15 protein-coding genes are annotated in these 18192 nt (G+C 69.1%); 6 read left to right on the plus strand and 9 right to left on the minus strand.

Translation table 11 applies throughout. The annotated features are described in order from the left end of the window. The first annotated feature begins 55 nt into the window (after nt 1-55). A complete protein-coding gene (locus AC6CH0_RS06235) occupies nt 56-1063 on the plus strand; it encodes a LacI family DNA-binding transcriptional regulator (protein WP_498098942.1) in 1008 nt (335 codons plus the stop codon). A 60-nt stretch (nt 1064-1123) separates the two neighbouring features. Here AC6CH0_RS06235 and AC6CH0_RS06240 read toward each other — a convergent pair whose 3' ends face one another. The 3 genes from AC6CH0_RS06240 to AC6CH0_RS06250 all read right to left on the minus strand — a co-directional run bounded on the left by AC6CH0_RS06240 (nt 1124) and on the right by AC6CH0_RS06250 (nt 7031). Further along, on the minus strand, nt 1124-2632 hold the full coding sequence (locus AC6CH0_RS06240; protein ID WP_498098943.1) for an MFS transporter: 1509 nt from the start codon (nt 2630-2632) through the stop codon (nt 1124-1126). A gap of 5 nt (nt 2633-2637) precedes the next feature. Continuing rightward, nucleotides 2638-3060, minus strand: a complete 423-nt coding sequence (locus AC6CH0_RS06245; protein WP_498098944.1) for a MarR family winged helix-turn-helix transcriptional regulator — start codon at nt 3058-3060, stop codon at nt 2638-2640. Nucleotides 3061-3212: 152 nt separating this feature from the next. Then, nucleotides 3213-7031: an NPCBM/NEW2 domain-containing protein gene (locus AC6CH0_RS06250; RefSeq protein ID WP_498098945.1), complete on the minus strand. Its 3819-nt coding sequence runs from the start codon at nt 7029-7031 to the stop codon at nt 3213-3215. Nucleotides 7032-7275: 244 nt separating this feature from the next. Between AC6CH0_RS06250 and AC6CH0_RS06255 the strand changes: the two genes are divergently transcribed. Further along, a complete protein-coding gene (locus tag AC6CH0_RS06255; RefSeq protein ID WP_498098946.1) occupies nt 7276-8124 on the plus strand; it encodes an alpha/beta fold hydrolase in 849 nt (282 codons plus the stop codon). Between the two features lie 9 nt (nt 8125-8133). Here the strand turns inward: AC6CH0_RS06255 and AC6CH0_RS06260 are convergent, their stop codons facing one another. Beyond that, nucleotides 8134-8778, minus strand: coding sequence for a histidine phosphatase family protein (locus tag AC6CH0_RS06260; RefSeq protein ID WP_498098947.1), 645 nt, complete (start codon nt 8776-8778; stop codon nt 8134-8136). A 38-nt stretch (nt 8779-8816) separates the two neighbouring features. On the opposite strand from AC6CH0_RS06260, the gene lplAB reads away from it, so the two are divergent. The 3 genes from lplAB (at nt 8817) to AC6CH0_RS06275 (ending at nt 11206) form a co-directional block, all read left to right on the plus strand. Next, nucleotides 8817-9866 carry a lipoate-protein ligase LplAB gene (gene lplAB, locus AC6CH0_RS06265; protein WP_498098948.1) on the plus strand — a complete coding sequence of 350 codons (1050 nt, stop codon included), beginning with the start codon at nt 8817-8819 and terminating at the stop codon, nt 9864-9866. A 44-nt stretch (nt 9867-9910) separates the two neighbouring features. Continuing rightward, nucleotides 9911-10240, plus strand: a complete 330-nt coding sequence (locus AC6CH0_RS06270) for a hypothetical protein (RefSeq protein WP_498098949.1) — start codon at nt 9911-9913, stop codon at nt 10238-10240. A 63-nt stretch (nt 10241-10303) separates the two neighbouring features. Beyond that, the gene (locus tag AC6CH0_RS06275) at nt 10304-11206 is read left to right on the plus strand and encodes a DNA-methyltransferase (protein WP_498098950.1); all 903 of its coding nucleotides are present in this window, start codon (nt 10304-10306) and stop codon (nt 11204-11206) included. A gap of 21 nt (nt 11207-11227) precedes the next feature. Here the strand turns inward: AC6CH0_RS06275 and AC6CH0_RS06280 are convergent, their stop codons facing one another. From AC6CH0_RS06280 to AC6CH0_RS06300, 5 genes are all read right to left on the minus strand, one after another. Continuing rightward, nucleotides 11228-12244 carry a LacI family DNA-binding transcriptional regulator gene (locus AC6CH0_RS06280; RefSeq protein WP_498098951.1) on the minus strand — a complete coding sequence of 339 codons (1017 nt, stop codon included), beginning with the start codon at nt 12242-12244 and terminating at the stop codon, nt 11228-11230. Nucleotides 12245-12270: 26 nt separating this feature from the next. Continuing rightward, the gene (locus AC6CH0_RS06285; protein ID WP_498098952.1) at nt 12271-13758 is read right to left on the minus strand and encodes a glycoside hydrolase family 1 protein; all 1488 of its coding nucleotides are present in this window, start codon (nt 13756-13758) and stop codon (nt 12271-12273) included. Continuing rightward, nucleotides 13755-14585 carry a carbohydrate ABC transporter permease gene (locus AC6CH0_RS06290; RefSeq protein ID WP_498101054.1) on the minus strand — a complete coding sequence of 277 codons (831 nt, stop codon included), beginning with the start codon at nt 14583-14585 and terminating at the stop codon, nt 13755-13757. The genes AC6CH0_RS06285 and AC6CH0_RS06290 overlap by 4 nt, the downstream gene beginning before the upstream one ends. A 131-nt stretch (nt 14586-14716) precedes the next feature. Beyond that, on the minus strand, nt 14717-15760 hold the full coding sequence (locus AC6CH0_RS06295) for a carbohydrate ABC transporter permease (RefSeq protein ID WP_498098953.1): 1044 nt from the start codon (nt 15758-15760) through the stop codon (nt 14717-14719). An 81-nt stretch (nt 15761-15841) separates the two neighbouring features. After that, a complete protein-coding gene (locus tag AC6CH0_RS06300) occupies nt 15842-17143 on the minus strand; it encodes an ABC transporter substrate-binding protein (RefSeq protein WP_498098954.1) in 1302 nt (433 codons plus the stop codon). A 227-nt stretch (nt 17144-17370) separates the two neighbouring features. Here AC6CH0_RS06300 and AC6CH0_RS06305 point away from each other — a divergent pair, with 227 nt between their 5' ends. After that, nucleotides 17371-18192, plus strand: coding sequence for a M15 family metallopeptidase (locus tag AC6CH0_RS06305; RefSeq protein ID WP_498098955.1), 822 nt, complete (start codon nt 17371-17373; stop codon nt 18190-18192).

Consider the following 18192-nt stretch of genomic DNA (forward strand, 5'->3'; position numbering starts at 1 on the left):
ATGGTACGTTTCACAGCAGAGTTCGCCACAGTGGGCGAGAACGGGGCGGGCGAGCATGACGGTGAGTGTGCGGGATGTCGCGGCCGCGGCATCCGTGTCGGTGGGAACGGTCTCGAACGTGCTGAACCGCCCCGACAAGGTCGCCCCGGCGACCGTCGCCCGAGTCACCGCGGCCATCACTGCCCTCGGCTTCGTTCGGAACGACGCTGCACGCCAGCTGCGCGCCGGGCACAGCCGATCCATCGGCCTCGTCGTGCTCGACGTGCGCAACCCCTTCTTCACCGACGTGGCTCGAGGCGCCGAGGATCGCGCGGCCGAGGCGGGCATGACGGTGTTACTCGGCAACAGCGACGAGAACACCGATCGTGAAGGCGCCTATCTCGATCTCTTCGAGGAGCAGCGAGTCGCCGGCGTGCTCATCTCCCCGCTGGCAGATGACCTGCCGCGGTTGCAGCGCATCAGGGACCGCGGCACGGCGGTCGTGCTCGTCGACCGCGAGGTGCCCGACCAGAGCTTCTCCTCGGTGGCGGTCGACGACGTCGTCGGCGGCCGTCTCGCCGTGCGCCACCTCATCGACACCGGCCGGCGCCGCATCGCGTTCCTCGGCGGGTCGATGGGGATCCGACAGGTCGCCGACCGTCTCGACGGGGCCAGGAGCGCCATCGCCGAGGCCGAGGGGGTCACCCTCGAGGTCATCGAGACCGAGTCGCTCACGGTGCTCGCGGGCCGCGCCGCCGGTGAGCGCATTCGCGAGCGCGCGGCATCCGATCGCCCCGATGCGATCTTCGCTGCGAACGACCTTCTCGCCATGGGCGTGCTGCAGGCGCTCATGATGCAAGGCAGCATCGACGTGCCCGGCGAGATCGCCTTGATCGGGTACGACGACATCGACTTCGCCTCGGCGGCGGTCGTGCCGCTCTCGTCGATCCGGCAGCCGGCGGCGCTGATCGGGTACACCGCCGTCGACCTGATGCTGAAGGAGGCCGGGGGTGAGACCGCGCACGAGCGCGTGGTGTTCCAGCCCGAACTCGTGGTGCGCGAATCGACGTCGGGCGCGGCCTGAGCCGGAGGAGCCGTATCTGAGATCCGGATTTCCCGGATCCGCCGCCGCGCGAGGAGTGGGCTACGCCCGCCCGTGGCGCGGCAACTTCGGCAGCCGGATCGGCGAGGTGAGTGCCACCTGCTCCGAGAAGTCGGCCGGCACGAGCCGGTCGCTCGGGACCACCGGCACCAGCTCGCGTTCGACCTCGCGCGGGCGGTCGCGCCCGGCGGTGCGGTCAGCGCTGCGTTCCCCGCGGAGCTCCCGATCGAGCTCGTGCGTGAGTTGATCGACTCGAAGGGTCGGCACGGCCTGCGTCGCTATCACGGCGATCGCCGCGGTCGGGGCATCCGAGAAGCGCACGACCGGGCGCCAGGCGAACTCGGGATGCCGAGCGAGCCGCATTCCCCGTGAGACCACGAGCCAGCCAAGGCCGATGAGGGCGGCGACGGCTGCCGCGACGGCGGCGAGTCCGAGCGCCCAGCGCGGGCCCATGCCGTCGGCGACGGCGCCTACGATCGGCGCCCCGATCGGCGTGCCGCCCGCGAGCACCGCCATGTAGAGCGCCATGACCCGCCCGCGCAGCGCGGGCTCGGTCGTGGTCTGCACGTAGCCGTTCGCGGTCGTGAGGATCGTCACCGCGCCGAGGCCGATGAGGATCGTCGAGGCGGCGAAGGTCCAGTACGTGGGCATCAGCGCGGCGGCGAGCGTCGCGAATCCGAGGAAGGCGCACGCGAGGATGATCACCCGGATGCGGGCACGCTCGCGTCGCGCGGCGAGGAGCGCCCCGGTCAGCGAGCCGATCGCGAGGATCGACGACAACAGGCCGTACTCTCCGGCGCCGCGGCCGAACTCCACCGCCATCGTCGAGGAGAAGATCGGGAAGTTCATGCCGAACGCACCGATGAGGAACACCATGACGAAGACGACGACGAGATCGGGTCGCCCTGCCACATAGCGGAAGCCGGCGACGAACTGCCCACGGGCGCGTGGGGCCCGCGGCATCCGCTTCAATTGCCTGCCGCGAAGCATCGCGAGCGCCCCCAGCACCGCCAGGAAGGTGAACGCGTTGATGACGAAGACCCAGCCCGAGCCGACGAGCACGATCAGGAAGCCCGCGACCGCCGGGCCGATCATGCGGGCCGTGTTGAACGACGCCGAGTTCAGGGCGACCGCGTTCGACATGTTGGAGCTCGACACGAGGTCGGAGACGAAGGTCTGCCGCGCAGGGTTGTCGACGGCGTTCACGAGGCCGAGCGCGAGCGCGAAGAGGTAGAGGTGCCAGAGCTCGGCGTGGCCGAACACGAGCAGCAGGCCGAGCGCGAGCCCGAGCAGCATGAGGGCGGTCTGCGTGACCATGAGGATCTTGCGGCGGTCGAATCGATCGGCGATGAGGCCGGTGACCGGCACGAGCAGCAGCTGCGGCGCGAACTGCAGCGCCATCGTGATGCCGACGGCGAACGCGTCGTTGTCGGTGAGTTCGGTGAGGACCACCCAGTTCTGGGCGGTGGCCTGCATCCAGGCGCCGATGTTCGAGACGAGGGCGCCGATGAACCAGATTCGGTAGTTGCGGTGGACGAGGGAGCGGAACATGGCACTCACTGGGTGGCGAGTCCTCCCATCAGTTCTGCGGCACGGGCGAGGGTGGCGCGATCGTCTTTCGACAGCTCGCGCAGGCGGTTGGTGAGCCAGACATCCCGCTTGGAGATGGTGGCCTTGACGACGTCGCGACCGGCGTCGTTGAGGGTGATGTTGGTCTTGCGTCGGTCGACCTCGTCGAGCGTGCGAACGAGATATCCCGCCTCTTCGAGGCAGTTGACCGTGCGGTTCATCGACGGCGCCGAGACCTTCTCGCGCTCGGCGAGCTGCGTGAGGGTCAGGCTGTCGTGGCGGAAGAGCTCGCCGAGCACGGCGAACTGGGCATCGGAGAGAGCCTGGTCGGCCTTCTGCGCGCGAAGGCGCCGTGCCAGCCGGAACGTCGCCAAACGGAGGTCGGTGCTCTGCTCGGTGATCGTCGCCATAGATTAGTTAGCATAGCTCATTAGCCTTGCTAAGTAAAATTCGAGCGAGTGGATGTCGCGTGGCTCCGGTGCACGAACGAGCCGGGGCCCGCGCTTGAATCGCGCGGGCCCCGGCCGTCGGGCGTGAGGAGCACGCCCTCACCCGTGGAGGATCACTCGCAGGTGAACCGCGCATCACCCCAGATGCCGTGCGCACCATTGATGCTGCCCGGCGCGTCGACGATCAGGTCGATGTACTGCGCACCGGTCAGGTCGACGTTCACCGACTCCGGGGCGAAGCCCGGGGTGAACGTGCGCGACTGGTACCGGTTCACTCCGTCGGTGTCGACCTTGAAGATCACATTGCCGGCGAAGCCCGCCTCGAGCCCGACCTCGGCGGTGAACGCCGAGCACGCGCCGCCCAGGTAGTAGGTGATCTTCGACGCGGCGTGCACGCCGAGCCCCTTCGCATACACCGGCGACTGCCCGGTGGCCGGATCCGTGTAATTGATCTTCAGGGGCAGGTCGGGCGAGTTCGCGGCGTCCTTGTTGGCCACGTCCTTGCCGATGACACCCCAACCGTTCGTCGCGCTGAGCCACGGCAGCTCCGATGCCCACGCCGACCCCGTCGGCCCCGGCGGCAGCGGCTGCGAGACGACCTGCCAGTCGAAGATCTTCAGCCGGCTCTCGGTCGGGAGCAGCACCGAGGCGAGCTCCTTGCCCGGGTTCAGGCGCAGCAGGTTCGAATACACCTGGTAGCCGTACGTCGGGTACTCGTAGACGTCGGGGTTCGTCGCGCTGTTGCGCCCGAGCGACTTCACTGCGACGGTCGCGCCGCCGAGTCCGGATGCCTGCGGCAGCCAGTTCGGGAAGAACACGCGCTGCTTCTCGACGGTGCCGTCGGTGTAGGTGAGCGTCAGCTCGGGGTTCACTCCACCGCCCGAAGCAGCGGAGGCGAGGATCGCGAGGTGCGTTCCCTGCCCGCCCAGCGCGATCGTCTGCCCGGCAGGCGCCACCGAGTTCGGAGTGCCGACCGGTTCCGGCCATCGGTACTCGATCGCTGCGTCGCCGGTGCCGACCGTCACGGTGCCACCCGGCGTCGCTCCGGCCGCAGCCAGCGCGTCCTTCGAGAACGATGCACCGCCGCCGTCGAAGTTGCCGGCCGTCGCCGTCGCGAGATCGGTGATCGACACCGCGTTGAACGCCCCGGCGAGCGAGCCGTAGGCGACGTACAGCTGGTTCGCTCCCGAGACGGTCCGTGCCTGCTTCGCAGACTCGTAGGCCGCGGTGACGCTCACGGTCTGCGGGCCGGCTGCCGCGGCATCCGTCACCTCGAACACGAACTCGGCGCTCGCCGATTCCCCCTTCCCGACACTGCCCGGCACGTCGCCCGTCGACGAGACGAGCGTCCAGCCCGCGGGCGCCGTCGCGGTGAGCACGACGTCGTCCTTCGTCTTCGTGCCGGTGTTCCGGAACGTGGCGGTGACGCTCGTCTGCTCACCCTGGAAGACCCGCTCGGTCAGGTCGACGGCGACGGATGCCGCGGCGACATCCGCGTCCTGACCGCCCACGCCGCTTGTGTCCGTGAGGGTGAGTCGTACCGATTCATCGGCGGCGATCTCGCCCGTTGCGATCACGACCACTCCGCCCGCCCGTTCGGGGAGGTAGGTCCACCCCGCGGCGGTCTCGAGATCGGCGACGTCGTCGACGCGCGGCAGCGTGGTGCTGCCGAGCTTCACGTGCTTCGGCTCCGAGCCCGTGTGCGCCTCGATCCGGTAGGGGCGCGCGTCGGCCTTACCGTCGTAGTCGCCCGCGCGCTCGCCGATCTCGATGCGCACCGTGCCCTTCTTGCCGGCCTTCGGTGCGTCGATCGAGAACGACTGGGTGCTGTGCTCGCCGTCCGCGTACGCGCGGGTGACCTTGTCGTCCTCGTAGAGCTCGAAGCTCGACTCGCCCTGCGGGTACACCGAGAGCGTGATCGGGGAGTCCTCGGGCACGAGCGAGGCGTTGCGGGCGACGATGCCCTGCGGCACGACGGCGCCGGCGCGCACGAAGATCGGCAGCCGGTCGAGCGGTGCGGGGTGCCCGTTCAGCACCTGCCCGCCCTCGTGGAGTGCGCCCGTCCAGTAGTCGACCCACTGGGTGCCCGCCGGCAGGTAGATGCCGTTGCGCACCTCGGTCGAGGTGAACACCGGCGCGACGAGGTAGTCGGTGCCGAGCAGGAACTCGTTGTTCGCCTCGACGCTGTACGCGCCCGGGTCGCCCGGGTACTCGAGCGCGATCGAGCGCATCATCGGCACGCCGCTGGCGTGGGAATCGGCGGCCAGCGAGTAGATGTACGGCATCAGCTGCTGGCGCAGCTGCAGGTAGTCGCGATTGATCTCCGTCGCCTCCTCGCCGTAGAGCCACGGACGCTTGTCGGTCGCGGCCCAGCCGCTCATCGAGTACAGCGCGGGTGCGAACGCCTTCCACTGCAGGTCGCGCACATAGCTCTCGGCGGAGCCGCCGAAGATGCCGTCGACGTCGCCGGTCGTGAAGGCGAGGCCCGAGTTGCCCGCGCCGGTGAGCGCGGAGACCTGCCAGCGCACCGCGTCGAGGTCGCCCGAGTGGTCACCCGTCCACTGCATGCCGCAGCGTTGGGAACCGGCCCAGCCCTCGACCATGAGGGAGGTGCCGCGAGCGTCGGAGTACTGCTCGATGCCGCCGTGGGCGGCCTCGCAGCCGGTCAGTGCCTGGCGGTAGCCCGATCCGACCCACGCGACGTCGAGCTTGCGCAGTCGAACGCCGGCGTCGCCGACCTCGAACTCCTGGTTGGTGAGCGAACGCTGCGTCCACAAGCCCGTCTTCAGATCGGTCTGCTCTTCGATCGCATCGACCGTCTGCGGCAGGTCGACGTACTCGCAGCCGTAGCCGTCATTGACGAGCATCCAGCCCGCGGGCATGTCGTGCTCGACGAACTCCTTCGCGAAGTCGAGCGCCTGGGGCGTGGTCAGCTTGGCGGGGTCCTTGAATGCCGTGTACGTGGCGCTCCCGCGGTTGTAGCAATCGGCGTCGCCGTACTCGAGTGCGTAGACCGGCGGCATCATGGGACGCCCGGTGAGCTGGGTGTACGACTCGAGCGATTCCTTGTAGTCGCCGACGAAGTAGTAGGCGTCGAACCGCTTCTCCTCGTGGGTCGTCGTGTGTGCGGCGAAGTCGTAGCTGCCGCGGGCGAAGGTGTTGCGGAGCACTCCGTAGCCGTTCGACGACATGTAGTACGGCACGGCGTTGGGGTAGCCGTCGTCGTCCCAGTCGAAGTTCTTCGCGATGTTGACGGTCGCTCCCGTGTGCACCGAGCGGCCGTTCTGCATGCCGCCGCCGATGAACTGCTCGCCCTCGATACCCGCGAGGTGCTGCGTCGCCGATGACGCGCCGAAGGTGATGGGTGCCGACTCTGACCAGATGACGGAGCCGTCGACGCGGGTCGCGGCCGATCGGCCGGTGGCGCGATCGATGACCACCGAGACGGCGGCGGTCGCGATGGTGATCGTGTCGCCGTCGGTGACCGTCACGCCGGGGGCGTCGAAGCTGTCGGCGCCGACGACGATGTTCGCCGTGCGGGCCGGGTCGTCTTGGGGGGTGTTGGCCGGGTCGGTGAAGCTGCCGCTCGGGTCGGCCTCGAGCCGGAAGGTGCGGTCGTCGAGGAAGGACACCCGCATCGCTCCGGCGGCCGCGGTGAGCGTGACGCTCGCGCCGTCCTGCTTCACACCGCTGATCGCGCCGAGGGGAGTGCCGGCTGCGTCGACGGCGACCTCGGGGGTGACGGACTTCGGGGTGATCGGCGTGGTCGACGCGGTCACTCCGGTCGCGGCGGCCGTGGCTGCGGCCGGTGGCTCAGGTGCGGCGAACGCGGGCGACACGCCCGTCGTCGCCAGCACGGCGATGGCTGCTGCCGCGACGATCGCCGAGGCGCGTCGGCCTCGTCGTGCGCGGCTCGTGCGTTCGGGGGTCATCAGTGCTCGCTTTCATCATTGATTGCAATTGACGTGAAGAAGGGCCAAACGCTCATATCAGATCACTTCGACGTCACTCGGGTCAAGTGATTCAGGACATCGAACTTCATTTCGCCCTGCCGCCACTCCGCGGCGTCTACGCGGGTCCGGGGCTTCGGAACTCTTCGTCACCGTGGAGATCACGCGCGAGAGTTGAGTGAGGGTGCAGGGCGCGAACGGATGCCGCGCCTGTCACAATGACGACATGCGCACGTTCACCGACGCACACGGGGTCCACATCCACTACGAATCGTGGCGGGTGCCCGACGCGACGGCGGTGATCCAGCTCGCGCACGGCGTCGGCGAGCACATCGGCCGGTACGGCGAGCTCGTCAGCGCGCTGAACGCGGCCGGCTATTCGGTCTGGGCCGATGACCACCGTGGGCACGGGCAGACCGGGTTCGAGCAGCACGGCGGTGACCTCACCCGAATGGGTCGACCCGGGCCGGGCGGGATGAGGGCGGCCATCGCCGGCGTCGAGCACTTCGGCGAGATCATCCGCGAGGCCGAGGGAGACGAGGTGCCGCTTGTGATCCTCGGGCACTCGTGGGGCTCCTTCATGACGCAGCACGTCGTCAATCGGCATCCCGACCGCTACGACGCAGTCGTGCTCACCGGTAGCGCCTGGCTGCAACTCGGATACACGAATCTCGGCGACCTCAACAAGCGCTTTGCCCGCTCCGGGGGAACCGACGTCGAGTGGCTGAGCCGCGATCCGGCCGTCGCCCAGTCCTTCGAGGACGACCCATACACGACGAGCCGCACCCTGCAGCAGCTGTTCGGATGGCCGCAGTCGTTGTCGCTCATCACCCGGCCGTCGAAGCAGATCCCGAGCGAGCTGCCACTGCTCATCCTGGTGGGCGGCGACGACCCGGTCGCCGGCGAGCGCAGTGCGCTCGCGTTGCTGCGTGATTATGTCCGGCGTGCGCATCTCGTCGACGCGCAGCTCATCGTCTACGAGGGCGCTCGCCACGAGGTCTTCAACGAGACGAATCGCGAAGAGGTGCGAGCCGATCTCGTGCGGTGGCTCGACGAGCACTTCGCGGTCGACTGAGGGCAGGGGCTACATGCCGGCGTGCCACGGCGGCACGTCGTACCCGAGCATGCGGATGCGCGGATGGTGCGCCGCTCGAGACTCGGTCGCCCACGGGTAGACGATCGTGGTGACGTTGCAGTTGCCGAGCACCGGCAGCAGGTCGCGGTAGCCGTCGGGATCCATGCCCGCCAGCTCGCAGAACAGCAGGCGGATGAGTGTCGCGTGCGCGACGACCAGCACCCGCCCGTCGGGGAACTCCTCGACCAGTTCGTCGAATGCAGGCAGGGCGCGCGCGATTCCTGCCCGGCCCGACTCCCCGCCGGGGAACGCATGGGTCGCGGGGGCCTCCTGAAACGCCGCCCAGTCGTCGGGGTATCGCTCGGTGAGTTCATCGGGCGTGAGGCCCTCGGCATCGCCGAAGTCGATCTCGACCAGCCGGTCGTCGAGACGCAACTCCAGGCCGGTGGTCTCGACCGAAGGCGCGGCCGATCGGCGCGCGCGGCTGAGCGGCGAGGCGACGATCGCGTCGAGGCGCGCGTCGACCGCCCAGGCGCCGAGCGCCGCCGCCTGGCCGAGTCCGTGACGCGTGAGCGGGACATCCGAGTTGCCCGCGTAGCGATGGTCGGCGTGCCAGATGGTCTCGCCGTGCCGCGCCAGGAAGAACGTCGTCATGCCGCCAGCGTACGCCCGGCATCCGTAGGCTGTACGGCATGCACGGTGAATACAAGGTGCCCGGTGGCAAGCTCGTGGTCGTCGATTTCGACGTGACCGATGGCGTGATCCGCAACCCCCGCATCGCGGGCGACTTCTTCCTCGAACCCGACGAGGCGCTGGGCGACCTCGATGCTGCGCTCGACGGGATCTCCGCGGCATCCGATGCCAAGCAGATCACCGCGGCGCTCACCGCGGGCCTTCGCCATGACGCGGTCCTGCTCGGCTTCTCGGCCGAGGCGATCGCCGTGGCGGTGCGCCGGGCGATGACGGATGCCACGGGCTGGGCCGACTACGAATGGGAGATCGTGCACGACGCGGCCGTGCCGCCGCGCACGCACCTCGCCCTCGACGAGGTGCTCGCGACCCGGGTCGGCGAGGGCCGGCGCAAGCCGACGCTGCGGTTCTGGGAGTGGGACGAGTCGGCGGTCGTCATCGGCAGCTTCCAGTCGGTGAAGAACGAGGTCGACCCCGAAGGTGCCGAGAAGTACGGCTTCGAGGTCGTGCGCCGCATCTCGGGCGGCGGCGCGATGATGATGGAGCGCGGCAACGTCGTGACGTACTCGCTCTACGTGCCGGGCGAGCTCGTGCAGGGCATGAGCTTCGCCGACTCCTACGCCTACCTCGACGACTGGGTGCTGCAGGGGCTGCGCGGCCTCGGCATCGAGGCGACGTACCAGCCGCTCAACGACATCGCGAGCCCGCTCGGCAAGATCGGCGGCGCGGCGCAGAAGCGCCTCGGCTCCGGCAGCGTGCTGCACCACGTCACGATGGCCTACGACCTCGACAACGAGAAGATGCTCGAGGTGCTGCGCATCGGCCGCGAGAAGATCAGCGACAAGGGCATCGCGAGCGCCGCGAAGCGCGTCGATCCGCTGCGCTCGCAGACCGGGCTGTCGCGGGCAGCGATCATCGAGAGTTTGAAGCAGACGTTCGCGTCGCTCTACGGCGCGACGCCCGGCACGGTGTCGGCCGACGAGCTCGCCGAGGCCGAAGCGCTCGTCGAGTCGAAATTCGCGGCCCGGGAGTGGCTCTACCGCGTCCCCTGACCCGCGCGCGAGGAAGGCTCAGCGATCCCCGTTAGAATCGCCGGATGGACTGGTGGATCTGGCTCGGCATCGCCGTGCTCGTCGCCGCCTTCGTGGCGGTCGCGGTGCGGCGTGGCTGGATCGACCTCTCCGACAAGACGCGCCGCGGTGGCGGTGGTGGCGGCGTCATGATGATCGGCGATGAGGTGTTCGCGCCGCGCAAGCACGAGGCGCAGGTCGAGCTCGATCGGCAGAGTCGCCTGCCGGCACCCGCGCCGGCACCGGGCGACGGCGACAAGGGCATCGCCTTCGCCGACGACGGTTCGGATGCCTCGAAGCCTGCGCCTGCGCGAGCCGATCGGTTCCGCGGCTCCATCCGCATCGACGTCGAGTAGCTCCTCGAGGAGGTCTGCCGGCGTCGAATCGAGACCTCTCAGCCGTGCTGCCAGACTGGACGCGTGACCGACGACGAACCCGACCGCATCATCCATGCGGACAACCTCGCCGTGCTGCCCACCCTGCCCGATGGCCGGTTCACGCTCATCTACCTCGACCCGCCGTTCAACACGGGTCGCGCCCAGTCGCGGCAGGCGACCCGCCACGTGCGCATCGCGACGACGGATGGCGGGGAGCCCGCGCCAGGTTCTGCGAGCGCTGCCGGAACCATCACCGGGTTCGCCGGCAAGCGCTACGAGCGCATCCGCGGCGACCTGCTGCGTTACGACGACCGTTTCGACGACTACTGGGGGTTCCTCGAGCCGCGGCTCGTCGAGGCGTGGCGGCTGCTCGCCGACGACGGCACCCTGTACCTGCACCTCGACTACCGGGAGGCCCACTACGCGAAGGTGCTGCTCGACGCGCTCTTCGGGCGGGAGTGCTTCCTCAACGAGCTGATCTGGGCGTACGACTACGGCGCGAAGGCGAAGCGCAAGTGGCCGACGAAGCACGACACGATCCTCGTCTACGTGAAGAACCCGGCGGCGTACTGGTTCGACTCGACCGCCGTCGACCGGGAGCCCTACATGGCGCCCGGGCTCGTGACCCCCGAGAAGGCAGAGCTCGGCAAGCTGCCGACCGACGTCTGGTGGCACACGATCGTCTCGCCGACCGGCCGCGAGAAGACCGGCTACCCGACGCAGAAGCCCGAGGGCATCCTGCGCCGCATCGTGCAGGCGTCGACGCGCGAGGGCGACTGGGTGCTCGACTTCTTCGCGGGGTCGGGCACGACCGGGGCAGTGGCCGCGACGCTCGGCCGGCGCTTCGTGCTCGTCGATGAGAACCCCGAGGCGATCGCCGTGATGAAGGGGCGGTTCACGGATGTCGCGGGCGTCGTGTTCGAGCAGGGAGTTCCGCCGCGCTGAGGCGTCGCGTCGAGCCGGTCGTCAGCTCGACTGGCGCACCACGAGACTCGTCGGAAGCAAGGTCGTCGGCGGCACGTCGTCGCCCTCGATGAGGCGCACGAGCGCGCGTGCCATCTCGGTGCCCATCTCGACCGATGGCTGGTGCACCGTGGTGAGCGGGGGCATCGCGGTCGCGGCGTAGCGGTCGTCGTCGAAGCCGACCACGGCGATGTCGCCGGGCACGGTCAGGCCGGCTTCGGCGATCGCCGAGTAGGCGCCGATCGCCATCTGGTCGTTCGCAGCGAAGACCGCGTCGATCGACGGATCGCGTTCGAGCAGGCGACGCATCGCCACGGCACCCGAAGCTGGACTGAAGTCGCCGTACTCGACCAGATCGATCGGCAGGCCCGCGCGCTCGAGCACCGAGCTGAATCCACGCAGCCGGTCGACGCCGGGGGGCATGTCCTGGGGGCCGGCGATCGTGGCGATGCGGGCGCGTCCGCGATCGACGAGGTGCTGCGCCGCGAGTTCGGCGCCGTGCGTGTTGTCGACGTCGACCGTGTAGTTGACACTCTCGGTGGCGTCGAGCGGCCGGCCGCCGAAGACCACGGGCAGCGAGAGGCTGACGTTCGCGTACGAGTGGTCGCCCGTGTGGTGCGAGGCGACGAGCGCCCCGTCGACGTTGCCGCCGAGCAGGTAGCGACGTGTCTTCTCGCTGCCGGTCTCGGATTCGATGAGCATCGAGAGCGTGTAGTCGGTGCTCGCGAGGGCGAGGCCGACGCCCTGCACGAGCGTCGCGAAGAACGGGTCGTTGAACACGCGCGAGGTGGACTCGGGAACGACGAGGGCGATCGCCTGCGTGCGCCGGCTCGCGAGTGAGCGGGCGGCCCGGTTCGGCACGTAATTCAGCGCCGCGATGGCCTCCTGCACCGCTTCGACGACGTCGGGGCTGACCTTCGGCGAACCGTTGACGACGCGCGAGACGGTCGCGCGCGAGACGCCGGCGCGCGCCGCGACCATCTCGAGGGTCGGCGCCTGGCCGGCCTGCATTCCCGTCATCGCGAACCCCCTCACAGTGTTGCGGCTCACCCCACGATAGTCGTCGCGGCAGTGAGCGTCGCGGGGGCGGTCTTGGTGTCCGAGATCAGCGCGGCGAAGGCACGGGCGCTGTCTTTCGGTGTTCGCTCGAAGGTGTCGTAGTCGACGCGCACGATGCCGAATCGCTTCTCGTAGCCCCACGCCCACTCGAAGTTGTCGAGCAGCGACCACACGAAGTAGCCGCGCACGTCGGCGCCCATCTCGATCGCGGCGCCGATGGCGTCGACGTGATCGAGGATGTACGCCGTGCGCTCAGTGTCGTGCACCGCGCCGTCATCGGTCACGGCGTCGTCGTATGCCGCGCCGTTCTCGGTCACGTACAGCGGGGGCAGGTTCGGGTACTCCGCGCCGAGACGCACGAGCAACCGGGTGAGTCCGGCGGGATTGACCTCCCATCCCATCGCCGTGCGCGGCAGCCCGCGCGACGGCATCGAGACGTACTCGCTGCCGGGGAACGGCGAGCGGCCGGGGCGATCGGTGGGGCGCAGCGAGGGCGGCGCGTCGGCTGGGAGCGGGTGCCCCGAGACGTTGTCGTCGTGATAGTGGTTCACGCCGAGGAAGTCGAGGGGCTGCGAGATCTGCTCGAGGTCGCCCGGATGGATGCGCTCGTCGAGGCCGAACTCGCGCACATCGTCGAGCAGGTCCGACGGATATGCCCCGAGCAGCATGGGCTCCAGGTACATCCGGTTCCAGAGCGCGTCGATGCGGCGTGCCGCCTCGAGGTCGACGGGATCGCGCGGATCGTTCGGCACCGCGTTGGTGAGGTTCAACGTGATGCCGAGACGGACGTCGCGCCCCGACGCATCCGCGAGGCCCCTGAGCCGCTCGACCGCGAGGCCGTGTCCGAGGTGCTGGTGATGCACCGCCGCGAGGCCGGCGACCGGGTCGTTGAGGCCCGGCGCGTGTTCGCCGCCGACGTAGCCGATGAGCGAGGAGCAGAGCGGCTCGTTGAACGTCGTCCAGTGCGTCACCCGGTCGCCGAGCGCCCCGTAGACGGCCTCGGCGTAGTCGGCGAAGCGATACGCCGTGTCGCGGTTCGCCCAGCCGCCGTGCTCCTGCAGTGCCTGCGGCAGGTCCCAGTGGTAGAGGGTCAGCCAGGGCAGGATGCCTGCGCCGAGCAGTTCGTCGACGAGCCGCGAGTAGAAGTCGAGGCCCTCGTGGTTGACGGCGCGCCCGCCGGGCACGATGCGCGCCCAGCTCGTCGAGAATCGGTAGGAGTCGAGGCCGAGCGATCGCATGATCGCGACGTCTTCGGGCATGCGGCGGTAGTGGTCGACGGCGCGGTCGGGGGTGTCGCCGCCTGCGATCGCCCCGGGTACCCGGGCGAACGCGTCCCAGATCGACTCCTCCTTGCCGCCGTCGTGTGCGGCGCCCTCGATCTGCGCCGCTGCGGTCGCCGATCCCCAGAGGAAGTTCTCGGGCCAGCTCCGGTCGAACGCGGGGTGGCGGTCGGCGGGGGTGCGGTTCTCGTTCAACCCTTCACAGCTCCTTGCATGATTCCCGAGATGAGTTGCTTGCCCGCGACGATGAAGAGCACGAGCAGCGGCACGGTGGCGAGGATCGCACCCGTGAGCACGACCGAGTAGTCGACGTAGTAACCCGACTGCAACTGGCTGAGCGCCGTCTGCAGGGTCGGGTTCGTCGGACTCAGCACGATGAGCGGCCAGAGGTAGTCGGTCCACGCCATCATGAAGGTGAAGAGGCCGAGGATCGCCATCGCCGGACGCGCTGCGGGCAACGCGACGTTGAAGAAGGTGCGGATCTGGTTCGCGCCGTCGACGCGGGCGGCCTCGATGAGCTCGTCGGGGATGACGTCGACGAGGTACTGGCGCATGAAGAAGACGCCGAACGCGGTCACGAGGGTCGGCACGATGACCGCGCCGATCGTGCCGGTCCAGCCGAGCTCGCGCATCACCATGAAGAGGGGGATGATGCCGAGCTGGGTCGGGATCGCCATCGTGGCGATGACGAACACCATGAGCCCGTCGCGTCCGCGGAAGCGGAGCTTCGCGAACGCGTACCCTGCGAGCGTCGAGAACGTCACGACTGAGATCGTGATGACCGCCGAGATCACGATCGAGTTGCCGAGCGCCAGCCAGAACGGGATGGCGTCGAGCACCTTCGCCGCGTTGGCGAAGAAGTTGCCGCCGGGGATGAGGGGGAGCGTCTCGCCACGGGTGGCGTTCGTCCCGCTGCCGACGACGACCGACCACCAGAGAGGGTAGGCGCCGCCGATGATGAACGCGGCGAGCAGTCCGTAGATGAGGAAGCCCGGGCGGCTGCCGATGCCGGCCGTGCCCATGGCTCGCCTCGGCCGACGGCCCGCGCCGCGACCGCCGCGATCGGCATCGCCGTCGCGACCGCCACCGCTGTCGCGCCTCGGTTCGATGTCGTCGACCATCACGGCGGGGATGGGTTCGGGGGTCAGGGTGCTCATGCCGCTCCTCCTCGGGTGGCGCGTTCGCGGGCCCGGCGGGTGCGGCGACTCGGCCGGTCTCCGCCGGTGGCGATGCGGCGGGAGATCAGGAAGTTGACGAGGCCGAACCCGACGATGAGCAGGAACAGCAGCCACGCGACCGCGGCGGCCTCGCCGAAGTCGCGCCGGAAGAACGCGAGCTCCCACATGAACAGCACCGTGGTCTGGAACTGCCGGTCGCTGCCGCCGATGCCGCCCGCGGTCGACACATCGAAGAGGCGCGGCTCGGCGAAGATCTGCAGGCCGCCGATCGTGGCGGTGATGATGACGAAGATGAGGGTCGGGCGGATCGACGGGATCGTGATCGAGAAGAACCGCCGCACGGCACCGGCGCCGTCGATCGCGGCGGATTCGTAGAGGTCGCGCGGCACCGACTGCATCGCGGCGAGCAGGATGAGGGCGTTGTAGCCCGTCCAGCGGAAGTTCACCATCGTGGCGATCGCGATGTGGCTGAGGAAGGTGTCGTGCTTCCAGTCCTGGTCGGCGATGCCGAAGACGTTCAGCAGGTTGTTCACGAGGCCGTCGGCCTCGTTGAACGCGCTCGAGAAGATGATGGCCACGGCGACGGGCGTCACGATGTAGGGCAGCAGCACGCTCATGCGCCAGAAGGTCGGCGCGCGCAGCCCCTGGTCGAGCAGGTAGGCGACGATGAGGGCGATGGTCAGCTGCGGGATCGACGACAGCAGGAAGATGCTGATCGTGTTGCCGATCGAGTTCCAGAACATGGCGTCGCCGAGGATCTCGACGAAGTTGTCGAGGCCGACGAACGGCCCTTGCCCCTTCAGCAGGTCCCACTCGTGCATCGACACGACGAGCGTGTAGATGAGCGGGAAGAGGCCGACGAGTGCGAAGAGGATGAAGAACGGCGAGACGTAGAAGTACGGGCTCGCCTTCACGTCGAAACGCGAGAGGCGCTGACGGAAGGTCAGTGGTTCGGATGCCGCGGCTCGGCGCTGCGGCGTGGGGGTCCCGCTCGCGGGAGGCCGAATGGTCGTGGTCATGCGAAGTCCAGTCGTGGGAGATGACGAGGAGGAGGGCCCCCGGGCGACGCGCCCGAGGGCCCTCCGTTCCTCAGGCGGGAACTACTCGCCGACGAGTTCGTGCAGCAGCTCGATCGCCTGGTCCCAGGCGGCGGCGCCATCGGCTTCGCCACGGTCCAGCGCCGAGAGCGCCGGGCCGAACACGTTCTCCTGGATCACGGAGTCGTCGGGACCCTTGAACTGGGCGACGACGCCTTCGGCGCGAGCGGCCAGGATCGCACCGGTGGGAGCGCCGTTGAAGAACTCGTTCGGCGTCGCCTCCTCGGCGAGCGTCTCCTGTGCGCCGACGGTGCTCGGGAAGTTGCCCGCTGCTGCAGACTGCTTCACCTGCTGCTCGGGCTGCGTGAGCCAGTCCGCGAGCTTGGCGGCCTCTTCCTTGTGCTCCGACGACTCGGGCACCGAGAGGAACGCGCCACCCCAGTTGGCTGCGCCACCGGGGAAGACATCGGCGAAGTCCCACCCGGTGGAGGCGTCGCCGCCGCCGGTCTCGACCTGGCCCTCGACCACGCCGAGCATCCAGCCCGGGCAGACGAAGGTCGCGAAGGTGCCGTCGACGAACGACTTGCCGCCGTTCCAGTCCCATGCCGCCTGCGCGGCCGAGAGGCCGTCGCCGACTGCAGCCGTGAGCAGGTCGAAGTTCGCCTTGAGGTCGGCGTTGTCTTCGACGTTCAGCTCGCCGTCGCTCGTGTAGTAGCCCTCGGGCATCTGGTTGACCATCGAGTTCCAGACGAAGCCAGAGTGGTCGAACCAGGCCTTGCCGGTCGCCTGCTGGTACTGGCGGCCCACATCGAAGTAGTGCGCCCAGTCGCCGTTGAGCAGCTCGGCGACGCTCTCGCGGTCGGAGGGGAGTCCGGCCGCCTCGAGCGCCGGACCGTTGTAGCAGATGCCGCTCGGCCCGATGTCGGTGCCGTAGCCGATGACCCGGTCCTCGGGGTCGGTCGCCTGCTCGTACTTCCAGTCGACCCAGTCGCCCTTGCGGTCGGCGATGCCGTAGTCGGTGAGGTCGACGAACTGGTCGGAGACCTCCATGATCGCGCCGAGCCAGCCCTCCTCGATCGCCACGACGTCGGAGAGGCCGGAGCCTGCGGCGAGCTTGGTGAACGCGTCGGTGCGGGCGTTGCCGCCCGTGTCGATGTTGGTCGCCTCGATCGTGATGCCCGGGTTGGCTTCCTCGTACTCCGTGTAGAGGTCGTCGTATCCGAACGTTCCGAACGTGGTGACGGTCAGTGTGATGTCGCCGTCGCCTTCTTCGCCGCCGCCGGTCGAGCAGGCGGTGGCGAGGAGGGCGATGGATGCCGCGCCGGCGATGGCAGCGGCAACCTTCGTGTGGCGTGAGAGCTTCACGGTCACTCCTTTGTGTGTGCGTGGACGGGAATGTGCGCAGCGTGAGAGCGCTCTCTTCGTCGAACGTGAGAGCGCTCTCACGGTTCGAGGTGCGACTCTATGCAGTGGAACCGCCCGCTGTCAAGAGAGCGCTCTCACGCGCCGGGTTCGTTACTGAGCCGTGATCTTCTCGCGCAGCCGATTCGAGGCATCCGGGGCGTCGAGCCACCCGCGCGTAGACTCGTCGGGTGTCAGTGAGTGAAGGTCGCGTTCCCTCCGATCAAGTGAGGCAACGCCGGCGTCTCGTCATCGCGGGCTCGCTGAGTCTCGCGCTCATCGCCGTCGCCGTGGTCGTCATCGGCGCCGTCTCGGGCTCGGCCGGCACCGGCCCCGGCGGATCCGCGACCGGCGAGGCATCCGCGCCACCCGACACCGAATCGCCCCGCCCGGCGCCCGGCGCGACTCCGCCGCCGGCGAGCGTCGACACCTTCGATCGCACTGCGCATTCCCTCGATGACGCCAACAGCATCTGGGTCGTCGTCAACAAGCTCCGGCCGCTGAACCCGCAGGACTTCGAACCCGACGATCTCGTCGACGTGCCCGTGCCGCACACCTGGGACCCGCTGCTGCGCCAAGAGCCGTCCGATGCGATCGTCGCGATGTTCCAGGCCGCGCTCGACGAGGCCGACCTCTCGCTCGCGTCGAACAGTGCCTTCCGATCGTTCTCCGCACAGGAGTCGATCTACGACGGCGACGACCTGTTGACCGCGCGACCGGGTTTCAGCGAGCACCAGACCGGCCTGGTGATGGACATCGGCGCCGAGAGCGGCGAGTGCTCGCTCGCCGCCTGCTTCGGCGACACCGCCGAGGGCATCTGGTTGCGCGACAACGCGTGGCGCTTCGGGTTCATCCTGCGCTACCCCGCCGACAAGACGCCGGTGACGGGCTACGAGTTCGAGCCCTGGCACTACCGCTACGTCGGGGTGCCGCTCGCGACCGAGATGCACGAGACGGGCATCACGACGCTCGAGGAGTTCTTCGGCCTCCCGGCAGCTCCCGAATATGAGTGA

Source organism: Agromyces sp. GQ35, assembly GCF_059758475.1.

Excerpts from the sequence above, each read along its gene's own strand:
- AC6CH0_RS06255 (WP_498098946.1), top strand. The coding sequence starts at position 7,276 with ATGCGCACGTTCACCGACGCACACGGGGTCCACATCCACTACGAATCG.
- AC6CH0_RS06290 (WP_498101054.1), bottom strand. The coding sequence starts at position 14,585 with ATGGGCACGGCCGGCATCGGCAGCCGCCCGGGCTTCCTCATCTACGGA.
- AC6CH0_RS06260 (WP_498098947.1), bottom strand. The coding sequence starts at position 8,778 with ATGACGACGTTCTTCCTGGCGCGGCACGGCGAGACCATCTGGCACGCC.
- AC6CH0_RS06270 (WP_498098949.1), top strand. The coding sequence starts at position 9,911 with ATGGACTGGTGGATCTGGCTCGGCATCGCCGTGCTCGTCGCCGCCTTC.
- AC6CH0_RS06280 (WP_498098951.1), bottom strand. The coding sequence starts at position 12,244 with ATGACGGGAATGCAGGCCGGCCAGGCGCCGACCCTCGAGATGGTCGCG.
- AC6CH0_RS06235 (WP_498098942.1), top strand. The coding sequence starts at position 56 with ATGACGGTGAGTGTGCGGGATGTCGCGGCCGCGGCATCCGTGTCGGTG.
- AC6CH0_RS06245 (WP_498098944.1), bottom strand. The coding sequence starts at position 3,060 with ATGGCGACGATCACCGAGCAGAGCACCGACCTCCGTTTGGCGACGTTC.
- lplAB (WP_498098948.1), top strand. The coding sequence starts at position 8,817 with ATGCACGGTGAATACAAGGTGCCCGGTGGCAAGCTCGTGGTCGTCGAT.
- AC6CH0_RS06250 (WP_498098945.1), bottom strand. The coding sequence starts at position 7,031 with ATGACCCCCGAACGCACGAGCCGCGCACGACGAGGCCGACGCGCCTCG.
- AC6CH0_RS06240 (WP_498098943.1), bottom strand. The coding sequence starts at position 2,632 with ATGTTCCGCTCCCTCGTCCACCGCAACTACCGAATCTGGTTCATCGGC.
- AC6CH0_RS06295 (WP_498098953.1), bottom strand. The coding sequence starts at position 15,760 with ATGACCACGACCATTCGGCCTCCCGCGAGCGGGACCCCCACGCCGCAG.